General features: G+C 70.3%; 17 protein-coding genes and 4 pseudogenes. 9 read left to right on the forward strand and 12 right to left on the reverse strand.

The window, feature by feature from the left end; translation table 11 throughout:
* Nucleotides 1-47: 47 nt before the first annotated feature.
* The 4 genes from mhpA to ACWDAS_RS36380 all read right to left on the reverse strand — a co-directional run bounded on the left by mhpA (nucleotide 48) and on the right by ACWDAS_RS36380 (nucleotide 5,576).
* A complete protein-coding gene (gene mhpA, locus ACWDAS_RS36365) occupies nucleotides 48-1,691 on the reverse strand; it encodes a bifunctional 3-(3-hydroxy-phenyl)propionate/3-hydroxycinnamic acid hydroxylase MhpA (RefSeq protein WP_450399454.1) in 1,644 nt (547 codons plus the stop codon).
* Nucleotides 1,688-2,836 carry a VOC family protein gene (locus ACWDAS_RS36370; protein ID WP_450399457.1) on the reverse strand — a complete coding sequence of 383 codons (1,149 nt, stop codon included), beginning with the start codon at nucleotides 2,834-2,836 and terminating at the stop codon, nucleotides 1,688-1,690. The genes mhpA and ACWDAS_RS36370 overlap by 4 nt, the downstream gene beginning before the upstream one ends.
* A 149-nt stretch (nucleotides 2,837-2,985) precedes the next feature.
* On the reverse strand, nucleotides 2,986-5,211 hold the full coding sequence (locus ACWDAS_RS36375) for an FAD-dependent monooxygenase (protein WP_450399460.1): 2,226 nt from the start codon (nucleotides 5,209-5,211) through the stop codon (nucleotides 2,986-2,988).
* A gap of 14 nt (nucleotides 5,212-5,225) precedes the next feature.
* Complete coding sequence (locus ACWDAS_RS36380) at nucleotides 5,226-5,576, reverse strand: DoxX family protein (protein WP_450399463.1); 351 nt, start codon at nucleotides 5,574-5,576, stop codon at nucleotides 5,226-5,228.
* Nucleotides 5,577-5,784: 208 nt separating this feature from the next.
* Between ACWDAS_RS36380 and ACWDAS_RS36385 the strand changes: the two are divergent.
* A pseudogene (locus ACWDAS_RS36385) lies at nucleotides 5,785-6,041 on the forward strand (IS110 family transposase); the annotation flags it as partial.
* Here ACWDAS_RS36385 and ACWDAS_RS36390 read toward each other — a convergent pair.
* Nucleotides 6,029-7,945 (reverse strand): acyl-CoA synthetase, encoded by a 1,917-nt coding sequence (locus ACWDAS_RS36390; RefSeq protein ID WP_450399466.1) that lies wholly within the window; start codon nucleotides 7,943-7,945, stop codon nucleotides 6,029-6,031. The pseudogene ACWDAS_RS36385 and the gene ACWDAS_RS36390 overlap by 13 nt on opposite strands.
* Before the next feature lie 96 nt (nucleotides 7,946-8,041).
* The gene (locus ACWDAS_RS36395; protein ID WP_450399469.1) at nucleotides 8,042-8,995 is read right to left on the reverse strand and encodes a fumarylacetoacetate hydrolase family protein; all 954 of its coding nucleotides are present in this window, start codon (nucleotides 8,993-8,995) and stop codon (nucleotides 8,042-8,044) included.
* Between the two features lie 156 nt (nucleotides 8,996-9,151).
* Here ACWDAS_RS36395 and ACWDAS_RS36400 point away from each other — a divergent pair, with 156 nt between their 5' ends.
* From ACWDAS_RS36400 to ACWDAS_RS36410, 3 genes and pseudogenes are all read left to right on the forward strand, one after another.
* Nucleotides 9,152-9,811 (forward strand): TetR/AcrR family transcriptional regulator, encoded by a 660-nt coding sequence (locus ACWDAS_RS36400; RefSeq protein ID WP_450399471.1) that lies wholly within the window; start codon nucleotides 9,152-9,154, stop codon nucleotides 9,809-9,811.
* A 355-nt stretch (nucleotides 9,812-10,166) separates the two neighbouring features.
* A pseudogene (locus ACWDAS_RS36405) lies at nucleotides 10,167-10,358 on the forward strand (IS5/IS1182 family transposase); the annotation flags it as partial.
* A gap of 89 nt (nucleotides 10,359-10,447) precedes the next feature.
* Complete coding sequence (locus ACWDAS_RS36410; protein ID WP_450399474.1) at nucleotides 10,448-12,865, forward strand: SpoIIE family protein phosphatase; 2,418 nt, start codon at nucleotides 10,448-10,450, stop codon at nucleotides 12,863-12,865.
* Between the two features lie 336 nt (nucleotides 12,866-13,201).
* Here the strand turns inward: ACWDAS_RS36410 and ACWDAS_RS36415 are convergent.
* Both ACWDAS_RS36415 and ACWDAS_RS36420 read right to left on the reverse strand, forming a co-directional pair.
* Nucleotides 13,202-13,500, reverse strand: a pseudogene (locus ACWDAS_RS36415) (Uma2 family endonuclease); the annotation flags it as partial.
* Between the two features lie 79 nt (nucleotides 13,501-13,579).
* Entirely contained in the window at nucleotides 13,580-14,500 is a 921-nt protein-coding gene (locus ACWDAS_RS36420; RefSeq protein WP_450399476.1) for a hypothetical protein, read from the reverse strand.
* A gap of 486 nt (nucleotides 14,501-14,986) precedes the next feature.
* On the opposite strand from ACWDAS_RS36420, the gene ACWDAS_RS36425 reads away from it, so the two are divergent.
* A complete protein-coding gene (locus tag ACWDAS_RS36425; RefSeq protein ID WP_450399479.1) occupies nucleotides 14,987-15,190 on the forward strand; it encodes a hypothetical protein in 204 nt (67 codons plus the stop codon).
* A 680-nt stretch (nucleotides 15,191-15,870) separates the two neighbouring features.
* The gene (locus ACWDAS_RS36430) at nucleotides 15,871-16,275 is read left to right on the forward strand and encodes a hypothetical protein (RefSeq protein WP_450399481.1); all 405 of its coding nucleotides are present in this window, start codon (nucleotides 15,871-15,873) and stop codon (nucleotides 16,273-16,275) included.
* A 1,169-nt stretch (nucleotides 16,276-17,444) separates the two neighbouring features.
* Here ACWDAS_RS36430 and ACWDAS_RS36435 read toward each other — a convergent pair.
* The 4 genes from ACWDAS_RS36435 to ACWDAS_RS36450 form a co-directional block, all read right to left on the reverse strand.
* Nucleotides 17,445-17,846: a tautomerase family protein gene (locus tag ACWDAS_RS36435; protein WP_450399482.1), complete on the reverse strand. Its 402-nt coding sequence runs from the start codon at nucleotides 17,844-17,846 to the stop codon at nucleotides 17,445-17,447.
* A 100-nt stretch (nucleotides 17,847-17,946) separates the two neighbouring features.
* A complete protein-coding gene (locus tag ACWDAS_RS36440; RefSeq protein WP_450399484.1) occupies nucleotides 17,947-18,660 on the reverse strand; it encodes a flavin reductase family protein in 714 nt (237 codons plus the stop codon).
* A gap of 66 nt (nucleotides 18,661-18,726) precedes the next feature.
* A complete protein-coding gene (locus tag ACWDAS_RS36445; RefSeq protein ID WP_450399486.1) occupies nucleotides 18,727-19,509 on the reverse strand; it encodes an alpha/beta fold hydrolase in 783 nt (260 codons plus the stop codon).
* An 89-nt stretch (nucleotides 19,510-19,598) separates the two neighbouring features.
* Nucleotides 19,599-20,177, reverse strand: coding sequence for a nuclear transport factor 2 family protein (locus tag ACWDAS_RS36450; protein ID WP_450399489.1), 579 nt, complete (start codon nucleotides 20,175-20,177; stop codon nucleotides 19,599-19,601).
* 117 nt (nucleotides 20,178-20,294) lie between these two features.
* On the opposite strand from ACWDAS_RS36450, the gene ACWDAS_RS36455 reads away from it, so the two are divergent.
* The 3 genes and pseudogenes from ACWDAS_RS36455 to ACWDAS_RS36465 all read left to right on the forward strand — a co-directional run.
* Nucleotides 20,295-20,762, forward strand: a complete 468-nt coding sequence (locus ACWDAS_RS36455; protein WP_450399492.1) for a winged helix-turn-helix transcriptional regulator — start codon at nucleotides 20,295-20,297, stop codon at nucleotides 20,760-20,762.
* A 90-nt stretch (nucleotides 20,763-20,852) separates the two neighbouring features.
* Nucleotides 20,853-21,437: a CGNR zinc finger domain-containing protein gene (locus tag ACWDAS_RS36460; RefSeq protein WP_450399495.1), complete on the forward strand. Its 585-nt coding sequence runs from the start codon at nucleotides 20,853-20,855 to the stop codon at nucleotides 21,435-21,437.
* 137 nt (nucleotides 21,438-21,574) lie between these two features.
* Nucleotides 21,575-21,732 (forward strand): annotated as a pseudogene (locus ACWDAS_RS36465) (NAD-dependent malic enzyme); the annotation flags it as partial.
* Between the last annotated feature and the right edge of the window lie 148 nt (nucleotides 21,733-21,880).

Below are 21,880 nucleotides of genomic sequence, written 5' to 3' on the forward strand. Positions count from 1 at the left end.
TTGTCGCACTGGAGGAGCGGCCCCAGCCCCATGCGACGGAGAAGTCCTCACCCGGTCGCAGGGCCGCCGCCGCACAGCAGGGGCGCCCAGGCCGCTGCCGCGGCCACCAGGTCGTCTCCGCATGTTTTGCCGCGGCGGGGACGGGCCGCGGTGGCGAGCACGACCCGGTCGGGGCGGAGCAGGACGGCACCGGCGGTGCCCATCCAGTGGAGCAGGGCGCCGGTGCCCGGTTCGGCACCCAGGTGGGTGCCGCCCGTGCCGGGCTCTTGTCGCCGGGGGTCGTGCAGTGGGACGACGCGGGCGTTCAGTGCTCGCACCAGCGCGTGCAGGGCCGGGCTGAGCGGCGCGGTGGCCAGGAGCGTGAAGCCTTCGCCGAGCAGGTCGTCCAGCAGACGGGAAGTGCCGTCGGCGCCGGCGATCAGGGGCTGGGGGCACAGCGTCCCGGGGCCCGGATGGCCGAGCCGGTAGCGGGAGCCGACCAGGGGGCCCGGTCTCAGCGGCGGGCTGACGGCGGACAGTACGAGCTGGGAGGCGCCCGGCAGGCGGGAGATGGCGGGCAGGAGGGCCTTGCGGGCCAGCGCGGTGCCCGTTCCGCCCCCGGTCATGACAGCGCCGACAGCCACCGCGGTGCGGATCAACTGCTGTGCGTGGCGCTGGCGTTCGGCCTGGTAGGTGTCGAGCAGGGCCTCGCTCGCGCGGCCGGTGAGGACACGGGCGAGCTTCCAGGCGAGGTTCTGGGCGTCGCGCATGCCGGCGCCCATTCCCTGCCCGATGAAGGGAGGCGTGAGGTGGGCGGCGTCACCGAGCAGGAAGACGCGGCCCTTTTGCCAGCGGTCGGCGACCTGGGCGCGGAAAGTGTAAGTGGCGGTGCGCAGGACGTGCAGTTCGTCCTCGGGTATGCCCGGCGTCCAGGGGGCGATCAGCTTGAGCAGACGCCTGCGGTCGGTGAGCTCCTTCGACTGCTCGCCGGTGCGCAGCCGGAACTCCCAGCGGTAGCGGTCCTCGCCGACGCGCGTGTAGGTGGCCGCCCGCCGCGGGTCGCAGATCTGGTGGACGCCGTCCCAGGCGGGCAAGGGAAGGCGGCAGCGGACGTCGACGACCAGCCACTGCTGGGGGGTGGCGAGGTCCCGCATCCGGGCGCCGATGGAGGCACGGACCATGCTGCCGGCACCGTCGCACCCCAGGACGGCCTCGGCCAGCAGCGTGTGCGAGACGCCTGTGTCCACCTCCCGGAAGGAGACCTCCACCGGGGCTCCGTTGTGCGGGGGCGCAGTCACGGAGGTGACCTCGATGCCGCCGCGGAGCGTCACCAGGAGGTGTCGGGTGAGGTTGTCCCGCAGCAGTTGCTCGAGTTCGGGCTGGTCGAACATGTTGGCCTGGGGAAACCCGTGCCGCCCGCACGGGTTGTCACGCAGGAACTCGGCCAGCACCCGGTGGGAGCCGTCCAGCAGCCGCATGCCGCGGGCGGGGCGGGTGATCTCGCTGAACGTCTCATGGATGCCCACGGCCTGGAGGATGCGGTGCACCTCGTCGTCCAGGTGGACCGCGCGCGGCAGTGGATACGGGGCGCAGTGGCGCTCCACAACCAGCGTGGGCACGCCGTGGCGGGCGAGGAGGGTGGCGGCGGTCAGCCCGGTGGGGCCGGCTCCGATCACCACGACGGGCACACGCTCGGGGGTGGTGGCGGTCACTTGCCCAGGGCTTTCATCAGGCCCAGCAGACGGGCGCGGTCGATCTCGTTGTCCTCGCGCAGCGCGGAGATCGCCTTGAGGAGCGCCCCCGGCGAGGGGGTGGTGCCGAGGAAGTCCCGGGTGGCAGGCGGGCCCCACTGGGCCAGGCCGGAGGCGGACATGGCGGCCCAGCCGGGTTCCAGCGTGTCGTCGAAGACGTCGCCGTCGGCGAAGTGCTCCATCATGAAGCGGTCGGGATCGCGCCAGTAGTCGAAGATCTGGCTGCCCTGGATGTGTCGGCCGATACCCCAGGAGTGGCGGTATCCGCGCTTGCGCAGGTACTCACCGCCGGCGGCCAGCGCGTCGAGGTCGGCGACCTGATAGGCGGAGTGGACATAGCCCGTGTCGGGGCCCAGGTGCATCGCCAGGGTGTGGTGGTCGGCGGGTTCGTTGCCGCGGTCGCAGCGGATGAAGGCCATGGTGGGGCCGCGGTCGCGTTGCCCGTCCAGGTAGAGGAAGTCGCTGACGATCATGCCGAGGTGCTGCAGGTACCAGTCCAGGGCGCCCCGGAAGAACCGGGTGGACAGCACGACGTGGCCCAGACGCTGCACCTGGGAGGGTTCGCGGGGCGGGCGCTGGGGGGCGTTGACCCGGGCCGCTGCGGCACTGGTGCCGCTGTTGAGGACCAGGGGCTGGTGCAGCGGCTGTGCGGGCTGTTCGGCGACGCCGTGGACGACGCGGACCGGGATGCCGGACGGGTCGAGCAGGTCCACGGCGCGGCCCGCGCCGTATTCGGTGAGGGTGCGGACCTTGTGGCCGGTGGCGCGGGCCAGCCGGTCGAGGTCGGCGGCGTCGGCGGCCTGGAAGGCGGGGCCGATGAACCGGGAGGCGGGGCCGCGGCGGATCACCAGACAGTGGGTGCCGGCCCTGGCGCCGCGCAGATACACGGCGTCATCGGTGCGGGCGGCGGTGGTCAGGCCGAAGTCGTGGGCGAAGGTCTCGGCGCGGTCCAGGTCGGGCTTGGTGAACTCCAGCCAGGCCAGGTCGACCACCTTGATGACGGGCCGGGCCGCGCGGCCGGGATGCTCCCCTCGCAGGGCGCCCTGTTCGCCGTGCAGGCCCTGGTGGGCGTCGGCGGCGGGGGTGGTGCCGGTCGGATCGTTCACGGGGATTCCCTTCCTGCGGCTTCCACGACCCGTGGCGAGGTGGGCGGGTGCCGCGGTGCCCTGGAGACGGGTGGGGGTTGGGGGGAGGGGGTGGCCCGCCGACCGCGGCGGCGATCGGCGGGCCGGGTGGCACGGCAGGTGAGCGGTCCCTACCGTGCGAGCAGGGTGTCCAGCGCGGTGGTGAGTGCGGCGACCGGGTCGGTGGCCGCGCCCTGGGCGCGCCAGCCGATGAAGCGGTCCGGGCGCACCAGGACGGCACCCTGCGGGCTGTGCCCGCGCGCGGCGGTCCAGGTGGAGCGCAGGTCCCGGTAGTCGCCGTCGAGGTGGCCGACACGGATGACGTCAAGCGGCAGCCCGCTTTCGGCGGCGATCTTCTCGGCGGCCTCGCACCAGGCCCGGCCGTCCTCCCCGGCGATCAGCAGGAAACGGCCGGGACGGACCAGGGGGGCCAGGGCCACACGATGGCCGTCCAGGTCCTCCAGCCAGGCGTGGGGCAGCGGGTGTCCGGGGCGGGCGGCGGGCTGGTAGACGCGGACGGGATCGGGGTTCTCGGGTGCGGGAGTGCCGTCGGCGACGATCGCCGCGGAGTCGTAGATGTAGCCGAACTCGACGCCCAGTTCGTTGAACTCCATGGACTGGGCCGCCACGGTGGCCAGGAAGGTGCGGCTGAACTCGGTGTCGGCGGGGTCCCCGCTCCACAGACGGCGGGCCTGCCGCCAGTTCTCCTCCGCGCCGGCCTGCGGCCCCCCGCCGAAGAGGGCGTTTATCGCGATCTGATTCAGGGCGTTCTCCAGCGAGCGCTGGACGTTGGTGGCGTCCACCGGGCGCCGCTCGGCCTCATAGGTGTCCAGCAGGGCGTCGCCGGCATGGCCGTTCAGCACGGCGGCGAGTTTCCAGGTGAGGTTCTGGACATCGTGCATGGCCGAGGTCAGGCCGAGGCCGCCGGTGGGCGGGTGGCGGTGGGCGGCGTCGCCGGCGATCAGGACGCGGCCGGAGCGGTAGCGGTCGGCGACCACTCCCTCCAGGGACCAGCGGGAGATCATGTGGACCGTCAGGTGCTCCTCGGTCAACCCGAGTGCCGTGCGCAGGTCGGCCAGTACGGACTCGTCGTCCAGTGCGCGGCCGTCCTCGGGCCCGTAGTTCAGGTGGAAGACCCACTCCTCGGACTCGGGTCCCCAGTGGTCGGGGCCCATGGGCACGAGCACGCCGGGGATGCCGAGATCGGGCAGCCACAGCCAGCGGATCAGCACCTGCGCATCGCGCGCCCAGCGGGACAGGTCGGCGGAGATGTGGAAGGAGACCACGCGGGCGAGGTTGCGCACGCCCTCCTGGACGATGCCCACGGTGGGGCCGACGGTGCGGCCGCCGTCGCAGCCCAGGAGGTACCGGGCCCGTACCCGGTAGGTCTCGCCGGTGTCGCGGTCGGTGACGGTGGCGGTGACGCCCTCGTCGTCCTGGGCGAGTTCGGTCAGCTCGTGGTGGAAGCGGACCCGGCCGGGGGCGAGTTCCTCGGCGCGGGCGCGCAGGACGGGCTCCAGTCGGATCTGGGGCAGGTTGGCCTGCCGCTCGGGGCTGGCCGCGAGCCACTCGGGTGAGCGGCCGCCGGCTCCCCAGGCCTCCATCATGGCGACGCGGCGGCCGTAGTCCTCGTGGTCGCCGGCCAGACCGACGTACCAGGCGGTGTGGGACATCTGCTCGGCCGGGGTGGAGGCGGCGTAGATGGTGTCGGCCACGCCGGCGTCGCGCATGACCTCCATGGCGCGCTGGTTCAGGACATGGGCCTTGGGCAGGACGGAGGTGCTGGGCCAGGCGGTCACCAGCAGGGACTCGATGCCGATGCGGCTGAGCAGCATGGATGCGGTGAGTCCCGCACCGCCGCCGCCGACGATGAGGACGGGCACGTCGATGTCGTTCATGGGTACTCCGGGGTGTCGCGGCTCGGGGCCAGGGGCAGGGGACGGCTCAGGCCAGGCGGGGAAACAGCGCGAGGGCGCTGCCCCGGTCGATGGCGTGGTGGCCGGCGTCTCGAGGCCGGGGTAGCGGTCGTATTCGCCGGTGAAGTGGGCGACGGCGAGTTCGAATGCGAACGGCCGGTCGGCTCCGAAGAGCACCCGGTCGGGGCGGGCGAAGGCCGGCAGGCTGGGCAGTGCCGAGGGGCTGCCGGACAGGGCGGTGTCGAACCGGAAGCCGCGCAGGTCCTCGAGGATCGCTTCGTAGCCGCGGCCGGTCTCGGCGACCAGGGCGGCAGTGATCCGGTGGGCGGCGTAGGGGAGGAAACCGCCCGCGTGGGACAGGATGATCTTCAGGTTGGGGTAGCGGCGTGCCCAGTTGGCGGCTGGGCGGTCACCGCCGCGCGTGCTGACGGCGCCGGCCACGGGGTGTGGGCCTGCTAGCCGCCGACCAGCAGGACGAGATGAACTGCGGCCAGGGCGCCCACGACGGCGGCCGGCAGGCAGCGGGCGGCCGGGTCGCCGCTGCGCAGGTGTACGACCACGGCTCCGGCCATGAGCAGGATCAGACCCACTGAGGCGGCGGCACCGAGCGCAGTGACCCGCAGGCCGACCAGCAGCCCGGCCGCGGCCGCCACCTCCAAGGCGCCCAGCAGGCGGTAGTGGGTGGGGGTCATGCCGACATGGGCCGCGGCCTGCCGCATCGCGGGGACTGCCGCGAGCTTGGCCGACCCCAGCAGGAGGAAGAGCGCGGCAAGAACGGCGGCCAGGACGGTGGTAGTGGTAGTCATGGAGGTTTCCTAAGAATGTGAGGCGGACCGGGAGGACCGGGTGTGGCTGATGGCGGTTTGCCGTTGATGGCTCCGGGAGAATGGCCGCCCGGTCCTCCCGGACGCTCCGACCACTGATTGAGAACTGCGGTCATCGCTGGTTAGGGACCTGTTGGCGGGTGTTCTTCGGGCCATGGGACATGGGGCACGAGGGACTCGGAGCGAAGCGGTGAGCAGGTCTCACGGACGGATATGGTCTGTATCGACGCCGACAGGGGTCATCCCTGGGCGGTGGCCGTCGATGCCGATGGCGAGACGCTGCTCCACAAAGGTGATCAACGACGAAGCGCAGATCCTCACGCTGATCGACACCGCCCGCAACGGGCCGGTGAGGTGCGTTGGGCGGTCGGCATCACCGCCTGGGCCTCCAGGCTGCTGCCGGCCTTGGTTGCTGCGGCCCAGGTCAGGTCAGGTCAGGTGCCAGGGGCGTACCGCCAGTTGAGGACGTACCGGTCCAGGGCGGCGGTGACCCTGTGCCGCACCGCCTCGTCGGCAGGGGCAGGCAGCATGACGCGGACCCCTCCGTCGTGCGGCCGGCACACGATCCGTTCCGGGTCGCAGTCCGCACTCTGGGCGGCCAGTTCGGCCAGGACCGCGCGGCGGGTGGCGTCCAGGCGAAGGCCGAGCTTGTAGGGCTTGCCGACGGCGGTGAGCGGGATGGCGTCGATCACGAGCACCTCCCGCGGCGCGGCGGCGCGCTCGGGGACCCGTTCGGTGGCCCAGGTGAGCAACTCGGCGGGATCCACGCGGGCGCCGGGGGTGAGGGTGACGTAGGCGACGGGCACCTCGCCGGCGTGCGGGTCGGGGCGGCCGACGGCCGCGGCGGCGGTGACCTCGGGGTGGGCGAGGAGGGTGTCCTCGACAGCGGCGGGGTCGATGTTGTGGCCCCCGCGGATGATCAGGTCCTTGGCGCGGCCGGCGAGATGTATGAAGCCGTCGGCGTCGATGCGGGCCAGGTCGCCCGTGTCCAGCCAGCCGTCGCGGATCTTCCCGGCGGTCTCCAGGCGGGGCCCGTGGGCGGTGTGCTCGGCGACGTAGCCGGCGAAGACCGCGGGGCCGCTGATGGCGAGCACTCCGGTGGCGCCGGGCGGCAGGTCGTGCCATTCGCCGGTGTCCGGGTCGATCTGCACGGTCTTGACCTGCTGGTAGGGCAGGCGCCGGCCGACACTGCCCGGCCGGGTGTGGCCGGGGAAACCGAGGGCGGAGGCGCAGGTCGCCTCGGTCAGGCCGTAGCCCTCGCACAGCGGGATGCCGGTGTGCTCCTGGAAGGACTCCCGTACGGCGGGTGGCAGTGGGGAGGCGCCGACGGCGGCGAACCGCATGCTGGAGATGTCCGCGTCGACGGGGACGCCGGCGAGGACGGAGTACACGGTGGGCACTGCCGACATGGCGGCGATGCGGTAGTGCTCCACCAGCCTCCAGAACACCCCGTACAGCTCGGGATCGCGGTAGCCCAGCGGCCCGGCCCACACCACCTGCCGGCCACGCAGCAGCGGGCCGAGCAGGGTGACGATCAGGGCGTTGACGTGGAACAGCGGCAGCGCCGCGAACATCACCGAGTTCGTGTCCAGTGGGATGCTCGAGGCCACCATCCAGGCATCGATGACCTCGTTGGCGTGCGTGTGCGCGGCGAGCTTGGGGGTGCCGGTGGTGCCGCCGGTGTGGAAGTAGGCGGCCAGGTCGTCGGGGGCCGGGGGCTCGATGTCCACCAGCCGGTCGGCGGGATGGGACGCGGCCAGTTCCGCGAGGTAGCCCACACGTACGCCCTCGATGGGTTCCAGAGCGGGGGTGGAGCCGTCGGCCATGGTGGGCGCCAGGGCCAGTAGCGCGTCCAGGCGCAGGGCGGCTGCGGCTTCCCGGGCCCTGGCCCACACCTGCGGGTCCAGCTGCGGACCGGCGGCGATGAGTACCCGCGCGCCGCCGCGCCGCAGCAGCTGCTCGACGTGCTCGGCCGCCAGGCCCGGGTTCACCGGGGCGGCGATGCCCGCGGCCTGCGCGGCCAGCAGGGCGGTCGGCAGCTCAGCGGTGTTCGGCGCGAGCAGGCCCACGGCGGCGCGGCGGGTGACGCCGAGCGAGCGCAGCAGGTTGGCGGTGCGATGCACCTGGTCGTGCAGTTGCGTGAAGGTCGCGGTGGTGGGGCGCTGGAAGCGTGCGGCATCGGGGAGCACCGCCGTAGCCGGGCGGTCGGGCCACAGGCGGGCGGCGCGGAGCAGGGCGTCGTAGGTGGTGGCGGGCAGACCGCGTTCGTGCAGCGGGACGGCCTCGATGGCGGGCAGGTCCGCGGGGCTGTCGCAGGCGGGCCACAGCAGGTCGGTGGGTGTGAGTGTCACCGGTGCGCCTTTGCAGGGTGAGGGGTGGGGTCAAGTGGCCGGCCCGGTACGGGGATGCCGGGCCGGCCGGTCCCGGGCGGGGGGTCCCGGGAGTCGTCAGCGGGCGCGCACCACCGTGCGCTGCTCGCCGAGATCGAGGACGCCGTCGTCGGTCGCGATCCGGGCCGTGACGACGTCACCGTCCTTGAGGTAGTCCGGGTTCTGCTGCTGGCGGGCGAAGAACTTCTGCCAGCGCTTGTGCGGAGGCAGCAGGGCGCCGAGCGTGGCCAGGAGCCTGCCCGGAGATTTCAGCGCGGTGCCACCGGGTGTTCCGGTGAGCAGGACGTCACCGGGCTTCAGGGTCTGGAAACGGGCCAGCAGGCTGAGTGCCCTCGCGGGCCGGACGATCATGTCCGTGGTGGTGCGGTCCTGCCGGGTGGCCCCGTTGACCTTCAGCGTGAGCCGCAGCTCCGGCAGGCGGGCCAGGTCGTCGGCGTCGACCAGGAGCAGCCGCGGTCCGAGCGGGGTGAAGGTGGGATAGGACTTGGACTCGTAGAACTGCGTCTTGGGCAGCTGCAGGTCCCGGGCGCTGACGTCGTCGGCGACGACCAGCGCGGCGACGTATTTCGGCAGGGTGGAGTCGGTGACCTCGGTGCCGACCGGCAGGTCCGCGCCCATTACGAGGCCGAGCTCGACCTCGTAGTCCAGGAACCGCACATCCGGCGGACGCACGATGTCCTGGCAGGGGCCGCTGACGGAACCCGAGGCCTTGCGGAAGAACGCGGGCGGGACGGTGTCCGGGTCGAACCCGGAGTCCACCGCATGGGAGCGGTAGTTGACCATCTGCGCCACCACCCGGCAGGGCGTGGTGACGGGCGAGAGCAACGCCGCTTCCCGGGCGCTCTGTCCGGCATCGTGGTCGGCCGCGGCGCGGGCGGCCGCCTCTTCCACGGCCGAGCGGTCGGCGAGCAGGGCGGCGGTGGTGTCCGCATCGGTGTCGACGCGGTGCAGCCGTCCTGTGCCGCTCTCCACCCACCAGCCTTCTGGTGTGCGGACGACCTGGATACTCATCGGCTCTCCTGAGTCCTGGACAACGTCGACCGAGGTCAACAGAGGAACATCTGGTCACTCTTGACGAAAGAATCAGGCCAGATGAATCCATCGTCAAGAGGCGTCAACACTGATGTAATAATCAGGAGTGACCCACTGGATAGAGGAGTGTTCGCCATGAGCACCGACCGACATGGCAGGGCCGACGGCCAGGCGCCCAACCGGCTGGACAGGCGCAAGGCGCGCACCCGGGCCGCACTGGTCGCCGCCGCGCAGAGGCTTCTCGCCGAGCAGGGACGGGCCGAGGTGAGCGTCCAGGAGATCACCGAGGCGGCGGACGTCGGCTTCGGCTCCTTCTACAACCACTTCACCAGCAAGGACGAGCTGTTCGACGCCGCCGTCGCGCTCACGCTGGACGAACACGGCGCCCTCCTGGACTCCGTCGTAGGAGACCTCGAGGATCCGGCGGAGGTCTTCGCCGCCAGCGTCCGCCTGACCGGACGGCTGCAGCGCACCCACCGGCAAATGGCCGGGATCCTGGTGCGCACCGGCACGTCCTACCTGACCTCCGAAAGCGGCCTGGCCCCGCAGGCGATGCGCGACCTGCAGGCAGCCGCTGACGACGGACGGCTGGACATCGACGACCCGCAATCCGCTGTGGCCATGGCCGGCGGCGCCCTGCTCGGAGTACTGCACCTCCTGGAGACCCGCCCCGATCTCGACGCCGAGCACATCACCGACCAACTGGCCGCCCGCCTGCTGCGCATGTTCGGCCTACCCCGCGCTGAGGCGCAGGAGATCGCCACCCGGCCGCTGCCCGCCCTGCCCGCGTCCTGACCTGCGCGGCCGGGGTAACCCTGCGCCTACCGGGTCCCGGCCTCCCGCACTCCCCCTCCCCCGTTGCGGCCGAGACCCACGTCCACCCGATCCGGGAGGCTCACGACAACCCGCCCAGGAGGTTGTCAGATGCGCGACAGCCGGCCTCGCGTCCGATGGGGAACCGCAGGGACGTCCACGACGGGAAACGATCTCCACCACTCTGAGTAGCCGCCTGATTCCGGTCCGGCGCCCACGGCGCTTCACCAGTCGCCCAAAGCGTGTTGCACAAAGCTGCGATCAGGACATTTCCCTATGCGTGCGTGGGGTGTTGAGGGCTGAGTGGGCGTGGGTTGAGACGTTCACGAAGCTGCGGATGCGGCAGCTCGCACCGCTCTTCGGATGCTCGCCCGCGATGGCGTGCCGCGCCATCCAACGGCTGCGGCCGCTCCTGGTCATCGAACCCGCCCACCGGCCCGCTGACGCCATACAACGGCTGTGGATCGTGGAATGCACCCTGGTTCCCGTCCGTGTCCGCACGGTCGGAGCCTCCTCGCGCAGTCATCGCCCGCCGCCGCGTCCCGCACGGACAGCGGCGGCCGCAGATTCCCCCCTCGCCGACATCCGACACTGGGGTGAAAAATGAGGATAAGGAGAATGAATCATCCGCTGCGCGACTGCCAGGGGACAAGGAGCATGCCCATTCCGAATTCTGGCGGCCGGCCGTACACCGTCGACGGCCTGGCAACCGCGGTACTCGACAGCCGGGGCACAGTGCTGCAGTGGACCGGGGCGGCGGCGGACCTTACGGGGCTCACGGCCGGGGAGGTCTGCGGCCGCCCTGTGCAGGAACTGCTGGCCGACCTCCCGGGCGACCCGGACACGATCGCGGAGATCCTCGCATCCGGCCAGGTGCGGTTGCGCCACCAGTCCGGAGACCTCATCCGTGTCACCTTCCGGGCGACGCAGATCGCGGGGTCCGCCGATATCCTCGTCGTGGCGGCTCCTGCACGTTCCGTGTCAGATCAGGAACAGGGGGTAGCACTCCTGCGCGCATTGTCCTCCCAGGACCGGATCGGGATCGTCCTGCATGATCGGGACCTGGTCGTCGTGCACAGCAACAACCTGTCACGCGTGTTTGGCTGTCCCCCCTTGCCGCCCGGCGGCCGGCTGCGCAGCGTGTTGTCGGATGGGGATGCCGAGAACACCGAGGCGTTCCTGCGTCAGGTCCTCGATACAGGTGCGTCGTTGGTCCGCAGGGACCAGCCAGTGAGCTGGCGGCACGATCCGGCACGGCAGCGGGTCATGTCACTGTCCGCCTTCCGCCTCGAGGACGAGCGGGGACGCCCGACCGGAGTTGCTGCGCTGTACAGCGATACCACTGATCAATGGCGGTCTCGTCGGAACCTGGACCTGGCTCGTAAGACGGCCGAGCGCGTCGGAGGGTCCCTCGACGTCGTGCGCACGGCGCATGAACTGGCGGACATACTGGCGCCGGCCTTTGGAGACTTCGCCGCAGTCGATCTCGCGCAGGCCGTATTCGACGGCGATGAACCCGTGAAGCGGCTGGGCGGTGGAGATCTTCATCTCCGCAACGCCGCGATGGCACCGGCCGCCGGGGGGTGGCCGGCCGGCATCAAGCCCGGCGACCTTGTTCCACCGTTGCCCGACCACCCCGTCCTGCGCGGCCTTCAACACGGTGAGACCGTCATCCTCAGCCGCGACGAGTACAAAGCCGTGATCGGCGGTCAGCAGCTGGTCGAGTTCCTCCTGCCGAAGGGCTGTCATTCGGTGATGTTCGCACCGCTGCACGCTCGTGGCCTCACGCTCGGCGACATATCGGTCTGGCGCGTCGGCTCATCCGCGCCGTTCACCGGGGACGAGGCGGATCTCATGGCTCAGATAGCCTCGAGGGGCGCGCTCGCCATCGACAATGCCCGCCGTTACACGCGCGAGCACCGGGCGGCTGTCGCGTTGCAGCAACGGCTTCTTCCTCCGGCCACGACCGACACTCCGGCAGCCGAGACCGCCGGCGTCTACCTGCCCGCAGGTGGCGGAGCGGAGATCGGCGGCGACTGGTTCGACGCCATTGCTCTGCCCTCCCTTCGGTTGGCCCTCGTCGCCGGGGACGTGGTCGGCCATGGCATGCCCGCGACCGCCGCCATGGGCCGCCTGCGCGCCGCCATTCAGACCCTCGCCGACCTCGAACTCGAGCCCGACGAGCTGCTCACCCGGATCGCGGACTTGGTCCAGCGCCTCGCGGCCGAAGCCCCACCGGCCCACCAGGACACCGTCAGTGCCACGTGCCTGTACGCGGTCTACGACCCAGTCGCCCAACGCTGCACCCTGGCCAGTGCCGGGCATCCGCCGCCCCTCCTGGTCCGGCCCGACGGGACGGCCGAGGTCGTCGAGGTGTCCCCGGGACCGCCACTCGCCATCGGCGGCATGCCGTACGAAACGACCACGATCGACCTTGATCCCGGCAGCGTACTCGCCCTCTACACGGACGGGATGATCAAACAGGACGGCGCCGATTTCGACCGAGGGCTGCGGCGTCTGACGGACACCCTCGCCGCCTCCTGCCGCCCGGACCGTCCTCTGGACGACATCGGCGGTGCTCTCCTCGCCGACCTGGTCGACCAACCGCTGCGCGACGACGCGGCGCTGCTTCTGGCCCGCACCCGCGCCGTCTCGGCACAGGACAGCGCTTGCTGGGAGGTCCCGCCCGACCCGGCCGCCGTCCACGAGGCCCGCAAGTCGACGGCCCGGCAACTCACCGAGTGGGGCCTGCAGGATCTCCTGTTCACCACCGAACTCATCGTCAGCGAACTGGTGACCAACGCCATCCGCCACGCGAGTCCACCGGTAGGCCTGCGCCTGATCCGCAACGACGTTCTGATCTGTGAGGTCACCGACTCCAGTCCCACCCAGCCTCGCCTGCGGCGTGCCCACACCACCGACGAGGGGGGACGCGGCCTGTTCCTCGTCGCCCAACTCGCCGTGCGCTGGGGCTGCCGCTACTGCCAAGGCGGCAAGACGATCTGGGCAGAGCAGCTCATCGAGCATCCGCACTGAACGGCGGCCTCCTCGCCATGCCGCCGACGGCGACGAGGTGCGCACAGCTGCTGCACAGCCGGATCGGCGACCACACGCTCACGTGATTCCCCAGGACCCGGCCTCCGCGGGCGATCCCCGCACTCGCACGGGGTGACCCGGGCCCGGGAAACGATCTTGGTACGTACAGGTGCCGTTCTGGCCGTACGTCCGGCAGTAGCTGATCAGGACGTCCTGGTTGTCGGCCCACCCGACGACCACGCAAGCCGTGCTGGAGCCGCTGCCCATGTCGGCGCTGACGCCCGCAGGCGAACCCGCCGGTGGCGGCTGTCAGAAACCGGACGGCCGTGCGACGTGGGTGATGTCGATGGTGTCCGCCCTGTACACCACAACGTCCGGGCGGCGATTGGTCAGCGGGACATCCTGAAGACGGACATCGAATCGATATGGGCATTCCATTCGGGAGCAGCAGCGGCATTCAGGGCATTCGCCAGGAGCCGAGCCAGGCGATTGTGCCGCTGGGACCCACTCGGGCTCACCACGACCATCCCGTCCACGATCTCGATGCCCCTGCACTGCTCCGCAGACCAGGAGTCGTCCTGTGCCGCAGTGATCGGCGTGTGCATCCACTCGGGCGCGATCGTGTCGGCGGTCACGGTGTACCTGCCTTGAAGCGGTGATGGCGCTGCGGGTAAGGCGCCCTCAGTCTACGAGACCAGCAAGCGCGCCTGTCTATCAGTGATCATTGCCCGGCAGGTAACGGGTGCGCGGCGGCGGTGTGCCGGGCAGCGCGTCCTTGCGCCGTGGCGCGAGGGCCGCTTCGGCGAGGTGCCGGGTGACCACCTGGGCCAGCACCTGGAACGCGGCTTGCACCTCCAGGTGGTCGAGGACGTCCACATCCTCGCCGACCAGCGCGCTGGCACTGGACATGGCGGTCCAGCCGGTCCCGTCGTCGCCGAGGTCCACCGTGACGGTCTCGCCCGTCGGCACGGTCACCGTCAATGTCACGGCGTCGGCAACGGCGTTCCGGCCGGTGTGCAGGAGCGCTCGGCGTCGGAGGCCGACGGAAGCGGCGAGTTCTTCCCGCTCGGCGATCGCGGCCAGCGCCCGGTGGGCCTGGTGGGACACCATCTGTCCCCGCTCCGCGAGGTGGGGCAGGGTGCCCTTGGGCTCCCAACCCGGCCCCTGGTCCGCCGGCGGGTCCAGCACGTCGGCGGCGGCACCCAGGGCCCCGGATGCGGCATGGGCGGCATGCGTGAGGGGATCGGCGGGATCGTGTGCGTAGGCGGGCCGCGTGACGGCGTCCGCGATCCGCGCAATCACGCGTACGGATTCCGCGTTGAGGGGTGCGCCGCCCCGGCCGGTCAGAGGTCCGGCGCTGCCCTTGCCCCGTTTGCTCACCTCGATGCCGCGTGCGGCGAGATCGGCATAGACGGTGTCGCGTGAGACGCGGGCCAGTCTGGCCAGCTCAGCGACGCTCTGGGAGCCCGCACGCCACGCGCGGGCCACGAAATCAGCCCGGTCGGAAGTCATGCGTTCCCTGCGCTCGGCCCAGTCGATGAGTGCCGACAGTGCGGTGATGCGCTCGGCTTCGGATGACTCGGTCACCCCATCCACACTATGTCGACTGACTCGACATGTCGAGTCAGTCGACATAGTGTGGATGGGGGCGTAGCCGCTTCGTTCCGCGATCACCGTGGGGAGCAACCGCCTGCCGGCTTGTGACGTGACCGGAGTTGTCGCACGGCCGGTAGCAGGGAGGGGTGGGATGCTCTCGAAGCATCGACCGTCTCCTAGAAGGTGCCCGCAGGACGCTGGCGGCAGCGCGCAAGAGCGATGACGGCCCGTTTGTGGGTCTTCTTCTCGGGGCGGGACCGCACCCCCGGGATGCACTTCCGTCGAGGTCAGCGCAGGGTGGGCACGCGAGTGGAGTGGTCTCGGAGCCGCCCTCGACGAGCGACAGCAGGCGTGTGAGCCTGGATCTGGGGGGTCTGAGGCCTCTCGGAGTCACCGCGGCACACCGGCCCCTGTTTGCCCGTCGCGCACGACGGGCAGCCCTCTTGACCAGGCCCCGGAAGGGAAGCCTGGCGGGACTCGCGCCTCCAGGATGCACCGGCGATCCATGCGAGACACGCTGAGCGTATGGCCGCCAATGAGCCGCCCGTCATCGTCAACCCGCCCGTCGCCGGCAGCAGGGTAACGATCAACGGGACGTACTTCGGGACTGCCCGCGGCATGAAGGAGCTGGAGCAGTTCCTGTGGCTTTCTGGCTTCGACCCCGCATTGTTCGCCTTCGCCGATCCCGACGCGATCGGATGGCGCGGCGGCGGACCAGAAGTGTGGTGACCAACCCGCCTGACCGGGCGCGGCACCAATGGATGTCAGGGACCACGTGGGCGAACCGGCCAGGCGGGCACTTCCCACGTTACGCCGCCCCGTCCGGCCCAATTTCATACGCAAGGCGCTGGAGGCCGGCATGCCCGTCCATGACCTCACGGGGCGCGTCCCGGCGCTTCCGGCGACGACTTCGCAGGGTTGTCATGGGGAGCGTGCTCCGCCGGCGCCGACGCCGCGCTGATCGCCGCGCTCGAGCTTGCCCTACCCGATGCGCAGACGAGGTGGTGCGCAGCCGCTGACAGTAGCTGGACCCGTCCTGGTCCTACGAGCTGGAGATCACCCTGCCGGCCCTGGGATCAGTCCGTGGGCCAGTGCTGGACCGCGGCCGCGGTCTTTTGGCCTTCCCGCGGCGTGGCCGCACGGAAGACGACCCTCTCCAGCAGCACGAGCTGACCCGAGCGCCCCCGCGCGCTTGCCGGGCGAGCGCGCTTCGGTGCCGGGCCGCCGGCGTCAGGGTTCGGTCGTCGCCGGTGACGCCCCGGTGAGGAATAGCCTCGACCGGATCGCCCCGATGGCGGTTGCGGAGTGTGCCTGTGGATGCGCTCGTACACGCAGCGTGTTCCGATCGGAGTCGCGGGGGGCCTGTTCGTCAGAAAGGCTGGATTCCCATGTCAAGGTCGACCGATCGCATGGCGGCGCTCTCGGAGAAGGCGCACGAAGCGCAGGACAAGGTGCAGCACGCGATCTCCGAGGACAGGAAGCAACTGTCGGACTCGGTCACCAAGGCCAAGCAGGACTCGATACAGAGGGCGGACAAGCTCCAGCGCGAGGTGTCGGCGAAGAAGGCCGAGGCCTCCGCCTCGCTGGCGGATGTGGGCACCAAGTGGCGGGAGCACGTTCAGTCCGTGAAGTCCCGCGTCGAGGAACGGAAGGCGGAAGTCGACATGAAGCGTGCCGACCGTGCGGCGGACGATGCGGAGTCCTACGCGTTGGACGCGATCGACTTCGCCGCCGCCGCGATCGAGGAGGCCGAGTACGCCACGCTCGATGCGGTGCTGGCCCGTACGGATGCCGACGCCAAACACACGAGGTAATCCGAAGCATCAAAAACGCCCCCTCCGAGAATCCTCGGCGGGGGCGTTTTCCCTTTTCAGGGGCTGTGGCTGGCCCTGGGGTCGAGCCGGCGACCCACCGCTTTCCGAGTCCATCGTGTGGAGTGGATCACGATCCGCCCCGGCAAGGAGCGGCGTCGACAGCCCGTGACCGCTGCGTGAAGTCGCCGATCCGGCGGGGACAGCGCGTGGAGGCCGACCGCTATGCCCGTATGAGGTGCGGGGAAGCTGACACTGGGCGACACGGGTGGCTGTCACTGGATGTTCGGAACCATGTCGTCGTGATCACTCACGAGAACGCGCCTTGAGCTGTACGAACTTGCTCCGCCTTCGGTGACGCACGTAACCGAACACCCCAGTGACATCTACGCCGAACCTCACAGGGCTGGGTCCAGACGTCGTTGCGTGGTGTCCCGTGCCAGCGCACCTCGACCGCGCGCCGACGAGGTCTGAGCGGCTCTGGTCGAGCGCCTGCGCGCTGGTTCTCTCCGGTTGCCGTTGGGGTGTGCTCAGCGCTTTCTGGAAGAGCGGGTGGAACGGCCCGCGCTTCCACGAGGAGTACACCATGGCGCAACCGGTAAGTCGGCAAACGATCAGCGCTGAGCAGTTCAGCCGAGTGTGTGACGAGATCAGGAGCACGGCGGCGCCCGAGAAGCACGCTCAGGCCATCCGGGACTGTGCTTTGCGTATCCTGCAGACCCTGGACCTGGCGCTCTCCACGGATGACCTGAGCAGGCTCCTCGCCGAACTCATGGCCCCGAGGGTGGCCCCACCCCCAGGGAGCCCTCGGTACACCCGGGAGGCCATCCTGGACATGCCTGACGAACAGCCAGGAGAAGATGAAGGCCCGGTCAGGTAGACCGGGCCGTCACGCCTGACTCCATCCTCAGCTCGCCGGAGCGCGCCTGGAGGTGCTGACGGCGGTGAGCAAGCGGTAACGCGAAAGGTCCCTCGCCGAGGCCAGGTAGTCAGACCATGCCGTAGACGGTGAGGCGAACGAACCACCGCCCGGGTCTCAACCGGTGTGCGGGCGCGTTGGTCATGCCGTCCATCGCAGCCGCCTTCACCGGCGCGATCCTGCCGGGCGCCACCGAGCGGGCAGTGCGGCCTCGTCGCAGGCCGATGCGCCGACCGCTCGGTGGCCATCGGGTTCACCAGCGGGGGGCGTCGTCGGCGAGCTGGAGTTCGCCCCTGCCGAAGGAGAAGTTCTCGTTCGGGGCGGGGATCATCGCGATGAAGATGTCGTCGGGCGAGATGCCGAGCGCCTCGACCACCAGCTTGTTGATGGTCGCCGCCAGGGCCCGCTTGTCCTCCAGGGGGCGGTGGGCACCCAGGAGAACGGTGATGATCATGGCGTCGCCGCTGCGTTGCATGCCCATGAACGTCGGGTCCAGGAACAGCTCGTTCTCGCCGTGCTCACTGATCATGATGAAGCGGTCGCCCTCGGGGATTCCGAGGCCTTGGACCAGCGACTGGTTGAGCGCGTCGGCGAGCGCGCGCTTTTGCTGCGGGGTGTAGCGGTTGGCGGGGATGTGGGCGTTGAAGACGGGCATCGATCCTCCTCGAGGAGTGTGGTGCGGTGCTTGTGCGGCGGGGTGGATGATCGGCGCCGGTAGCGCGTCGGTGCCGCCCTGGGCCGGTGTTGTCGTGCCGTCAGGCCTTGGTGGCTCCGGAGGGGGACCAGTCGGCGGCGTCCACCGGCGACCATCCGTCCGGGTGTTCGTCGAGGCGGCGCATGCGCTTGCTCTGGCGTGCGCCGAGTACGCCCTGCGGCAAAGGCGGGACGAACGCGTTGTCGGCGAGGGTGTACTCGGCGGCAAGCCGGCCGACGGTCGGAATCGCTCCGGTGTCGATCCGTCCGTTCTCGATGTAGATGTCGTCCCTGAGGTGGAACCGTACGACCCTGCCCCAGACCACGTGGTCCAGGACGTCGCCGACCGGAATGATGCGGTCGAGGACGCATTCCATGGCGATCGGGGCGTCCTTCACCCGGGGCACCCGGACCACCTCGCAGGCCTCCTTGGCCAGGCCCACCTCGTCGAACTCGTCCTGGTCGCTGTCGAATTCGACGGCACTGCGATGCATCTGGTGGGCCTGGGGAAGCGTGACCAGGTTGGTGACGAACTCACCGTTGTCCCGGATGTTGACGAGGGTGTCCTTGATGGTCTTCCCGTCCGACCGGGGCTGGATGGTCAGTGACACCATCGGGGGTATGCGGCTCACTACGGTGAAGAACGAGATCGGCGCCAGGTTCGCGACACCGGACGACGACAGCGTGCTCACCCAGCCGATCGCGCGCGGCGTGACCGACCCGATGAGGAGCTTGTACGACGACTTCGCATCCAGTTCGTCGGCATTGATGATCATGTTGATGGCCTCTCGGAACGTCCGCGGCGGTGGCCTGGGGAAAGGGGATGGAGGGGCAGGTGCTCGTCAGCCGCCCGTCGTTCCGGCCTCCCTCAGGAAGTGCTCCTCGATCACCGAGACGGTGCGGGCGGGGGTTTCCATGGGAGGCAGGTGGGCGGCGCCGTCGAGAACGAGACTGCGTACGTCGGTGTACTGGGGAACGATCTGCTCCTCGGCCACAGCGGCGGTCAGCACGGCGTCGTACTGGCCGGTGATGACCAGGACGGGGCCCTGGTAGCCCTTGACCTCTCCGGAGACGTCGTCCTGCGTCCAGGTCCGCAGGTAGGCGCGCATCGCCGTGGGATCGACGGTCGTACGGGACTGCTCGTTCACACGGCGGACGAAGCCCGCGCCCAGCCGTCCGCCGGTCACGGCGGTGATGACCTCGGCCCGGGCGTCGAGGCTGTCGGTGGCCGACTCGAAGAACCTCCGGCCGTCGGCGTCGAGGGGGAAGGCACGGCTGGGAACGGCGCACAGCAGCGCGAGACCGTTCAGGCGCCCCTGGACTTCCGGCTGCCCGGAGACCCACTGCGCGGCCTGGCCGCCCATGGAGTGGCCGACCAGATGGAACTCGTCCCATCCCAGGGCGTCGGCGACGCCGATGAGGTCCCGCCCCATCTCGGAGACCGAGAAGTCTCCCGTCAGTTCCCTGGACGCCCCGTAGCCGCGGAAGTCCGGAAAGACCCAGGTGAACCGCTCGGTGTCGAGAAAGGGAATCATGCCGTCATAGGCTTCGTGGCCGGCGAGCCAGGAGTGCGCCCAGAGCACCTTGATCGGCCCACTGCCCGCGGTGCTGTACGCAAGGGTCATTCGTTTTCCTTCGGTCGGCGAGAGATCCGGAAAGGATTTCCGGCACGGAGGGGGTGAATTCTTCGTGAGCGCAGGTGGCGGTCCGGGGCTCAGGAGGCCGCCGAGGGGAAGACCTGGAGGCCTTCGATCACGTCACGCCCCTTGGCGGTGTCCGCGTACAGCCGCGCCTCGGTGATCAACCCGTCGGTCACGGTGAACAGCAGGCAGTGCTCGTTCTCCATGGTCCGGCCGTTCTTCGCCTTCGCCCTGGCCCGGACGGGAACCACCACGTGCGAACCGGCGTCGAGCACCGCGTGCGCGTCGTAGTTGAAGTATTCGTAGTAGTGATCGAAGAGGTCCTGGTAAAAGGCGGTGAAACCCTCCCGGCCACGGAATGTCCCGCCGTAGGGCAGGGAAGTGGGGAAGTGGAAAATCACCTCGGGCGACATCAGGGCCACCAGGTCGGACGAATCGTTCTTCTCGAATCCGGAATACGCTCGCCGGCAGGCATCCACGATCGCCTGGTTGCGGGACATGCTTCCTCCATGCTCAGAGCCGAAGCGGCAAGGGGTGGGGAATCGCACCGGCCCGCGCCGGCTCTTGACCGGCGCTGCGCGCAACGACCGGAAGGCACGGCGGCGGACCGCCTGGCCGGTGATGCCCACACGGCCGATCACCGAGCCGGTCACGCTCTAACCACGGCCGGACGATGCCTTCGGGTCAGCGCTGACCACCTAAGTCTCCAACTGGAACCCAGGAGTGTCAAGGCTGAGTTCCACATGAGAACCCTGAGGTATCCTGTCCGCATGGAGTGGCGGGAACTCGATCTGAACAACTGCAGCGTCGCTGCGACCCTGAGCCTGGTCGGCGAGCGATGGACACTGCTCATCCTGCGAGAGGTCTTCGCGGGACTTCACCGCTTCGACGAGATCGCCGACCACCTCGGCGTCTCCCGCCGGGCCCTGACCGAACGCCTGGGGCAGCTGGTCGACGCCGGCCTGCTGGAACGCCGCAGCTACCAGGAGGCCGGGCAGCGCTCGCGCCACGAGTACCACCTGACGCCGTCCGCCCACGACCTGCAGTGGGTGCTGGCCGCACTGCTCCAGTACGGCGACACCCACCTCGGCGACCCGGCGGGCGCACCGGTACTGCTGCACCACTCCGGCTGCGGCGGCGAAGTCCACGTCGAGTTGCGCTGTTCCTGCGGCCACGAGGTCGCCACTGCCGACGTCGAGCCGGCCCTGGGCCCGGGCGCCGTCAGGGTGTCTTCCTGAACCTTGCGGATCCAGGCCGGCTGACGCGAGAGGCAAAAGGCGTATGCTTCTGTTGCAGATCAGTAACGCCTACTGCGGGGAGTGATCCGGATGAGCTGGCCGGCCACGGTTCGCTACGAAACGGAGCCGGCCCCCGAGGGGCTTGCCTTCGTCCAGGACCTCATGAACACCATCTCCGCCGGCAAGCCCCGCAGGACGGACCTGCTGGCCGATCCCGGCGACGCCCAAGCCTGGCTCGACGCGGCACTGACACAGTGGAGTCAGTCCACCGGCACCTCCTTGGCCGAGATCACGCTCGAACCGCAGGACCAGGAGGCGCTTCGCGCTTTCCGTGACGACCTGCGCCGGGCGGCGGGAGGGGGCCGCGACCACACGCTGCCCCCGCTGCACACCGCGGCCATCGCCATGCAGCTCGGCGCGGACGGGCAGGTGCGCCCCGAGGTCCGCGGCACCGGATGGCGCCGGGTGGCGGCGCTGGCCCTGATCGAGATCTTCCAGGCTCAGCAGGCCGGCACCTGGCAGCGGCTGAAGATGTGCCGCAACGACCGGTGCGGGACGATGTTCTTCGACCGTTCGCGCAACAACAGCGGCGTCTGGCACAACGTCAAGGTCTGCGGCAACGCGGCGAACCTGCGGGCCTACCGGGCGAGGCAACGCGCCCACAGCGCGTCGTAGGCCCGGCACCGGACACCTCGCGCGCCCCGGCGCGGGCGGTGGGACGCACGCGTCGACCACGACCTCGGCGGGAGCGATCCGGTCGAGGGCGGCCGCGATCACCACGTCCGACCGGCCCGGTGGGGCACCGCGCCTTGTTCGACACTACCCGCGACGGCAAGACGGCGATCACCCCCACGATGCCGCTGCGGGACAGCGACGACCTCCCCCGGCCTACACGCCGGGCGTCGCCGAGGTGTGCACCGCCATCGCAGCGGACCCCGATCTCGTGCACGACCACACCTGGGTTTCGCGCACCGCCGGCTCCAGGAACGCCGCGTCATCCCGGTCTTCCACGACGACCAGCACATCCCTCTTGACCGCACGCCGCCCACCCCAGGGCGGAATTCGCCGTTCACATTTCCTTGCACGACATAATCAACCGCTCTACGCTTATGTCATCT

Source organism: Streptomyces sp. NPDC001070 (assembly GCF_053598835.1).

Bases quoted from the DNA above. Each gene is read 5' to 3' on its own strand.
- ACWDAS_RS36380 (WP_450399463.1), bottom strand. From the start codon at position 5,576: ATGACTACCACTACCACCGTCCTGGCCGCCGTTCTTGCCGCGCTCTTC.
- ACWDAS_RS36395 (WP_450399469.1), bottom strand. From the start codon at position 8,995: ATGAGTATCCAGGTCGTCCGCACACCAGAAGGCTGGTGGGTGGAGAGC.
- ACWDAS_RS36400 (WP_450399471.1), top strand. From the start codon at position 9,152: ATGAGCACCGACCGACATGGCAGGGCCGACGGCCAGGCGCCCAACCGG.
- ACWDAS_RS36410 (WP_450399474.1), top strand. From the start codon at position 10,448: ATGAATCATCCGCTGCGCGACTGCCAGGGGACAAGGAGCATGCCCATT.
- ACWDAS_RS36420 (WP_450399476.1), bottom strand. From the start codon at position 14,500: ATGTCGACTGACTCGACATGTCGAGTCAGTCGACATAGTGTGGATGGG.
- ACWDAS_RS36425 (WP_450399479.1), top strand. From the start codon at position 14,987: ATGGCCGCCAATGAGCCGCCCGTCATCGTCAACCCGCCCGTCGCCGGC.
- ACWDAS_RS36430 (WP_450399481.1), top strand. From the start codon at position 15,871: ATGGCGGCGCTCTCGGAGAAGGCGCACGAAGCGCAGGACAAGGTGCAG.
- ACWDAS_RS36435 (WP_450399482.1), bottom strand. From the start codon at position 17,846: ATGCCCGTCTTCAACGCCCACATCCCCGCCAACCGCTACACCCCGCAG.
- ACWDAS_RS36440 (WP_450399484.1), bottom strand. From the start codon at position 18,660: ATGATCATCAATGCCGACGAACTGGATGCGAAGTCGTCGTACAAGCTC.
- ACWDAS_RS36445 (WP_450399486.1), bottom strand. From the start codon at position 19,509: ATGACCCTTGCGTACAGCACCGCGGGCAGTGGGCCGATCAAGGTGCTC.
- ACWDAS_RS36455 (WP_450399492.1), top strand. From the start codon at position 20,295: ATGGAGTGGCGGGAACTCGATCTGAACAACTGCAGCGTCGCTGCGACC.
- ACWDAS_RS36460 (WP_450399495.1), top strand. From the start codon at position 20,853: ATGAGCTGGCCGGCCACGGTTCGCTACGAAACGGAGCCGGCCCCCGAG.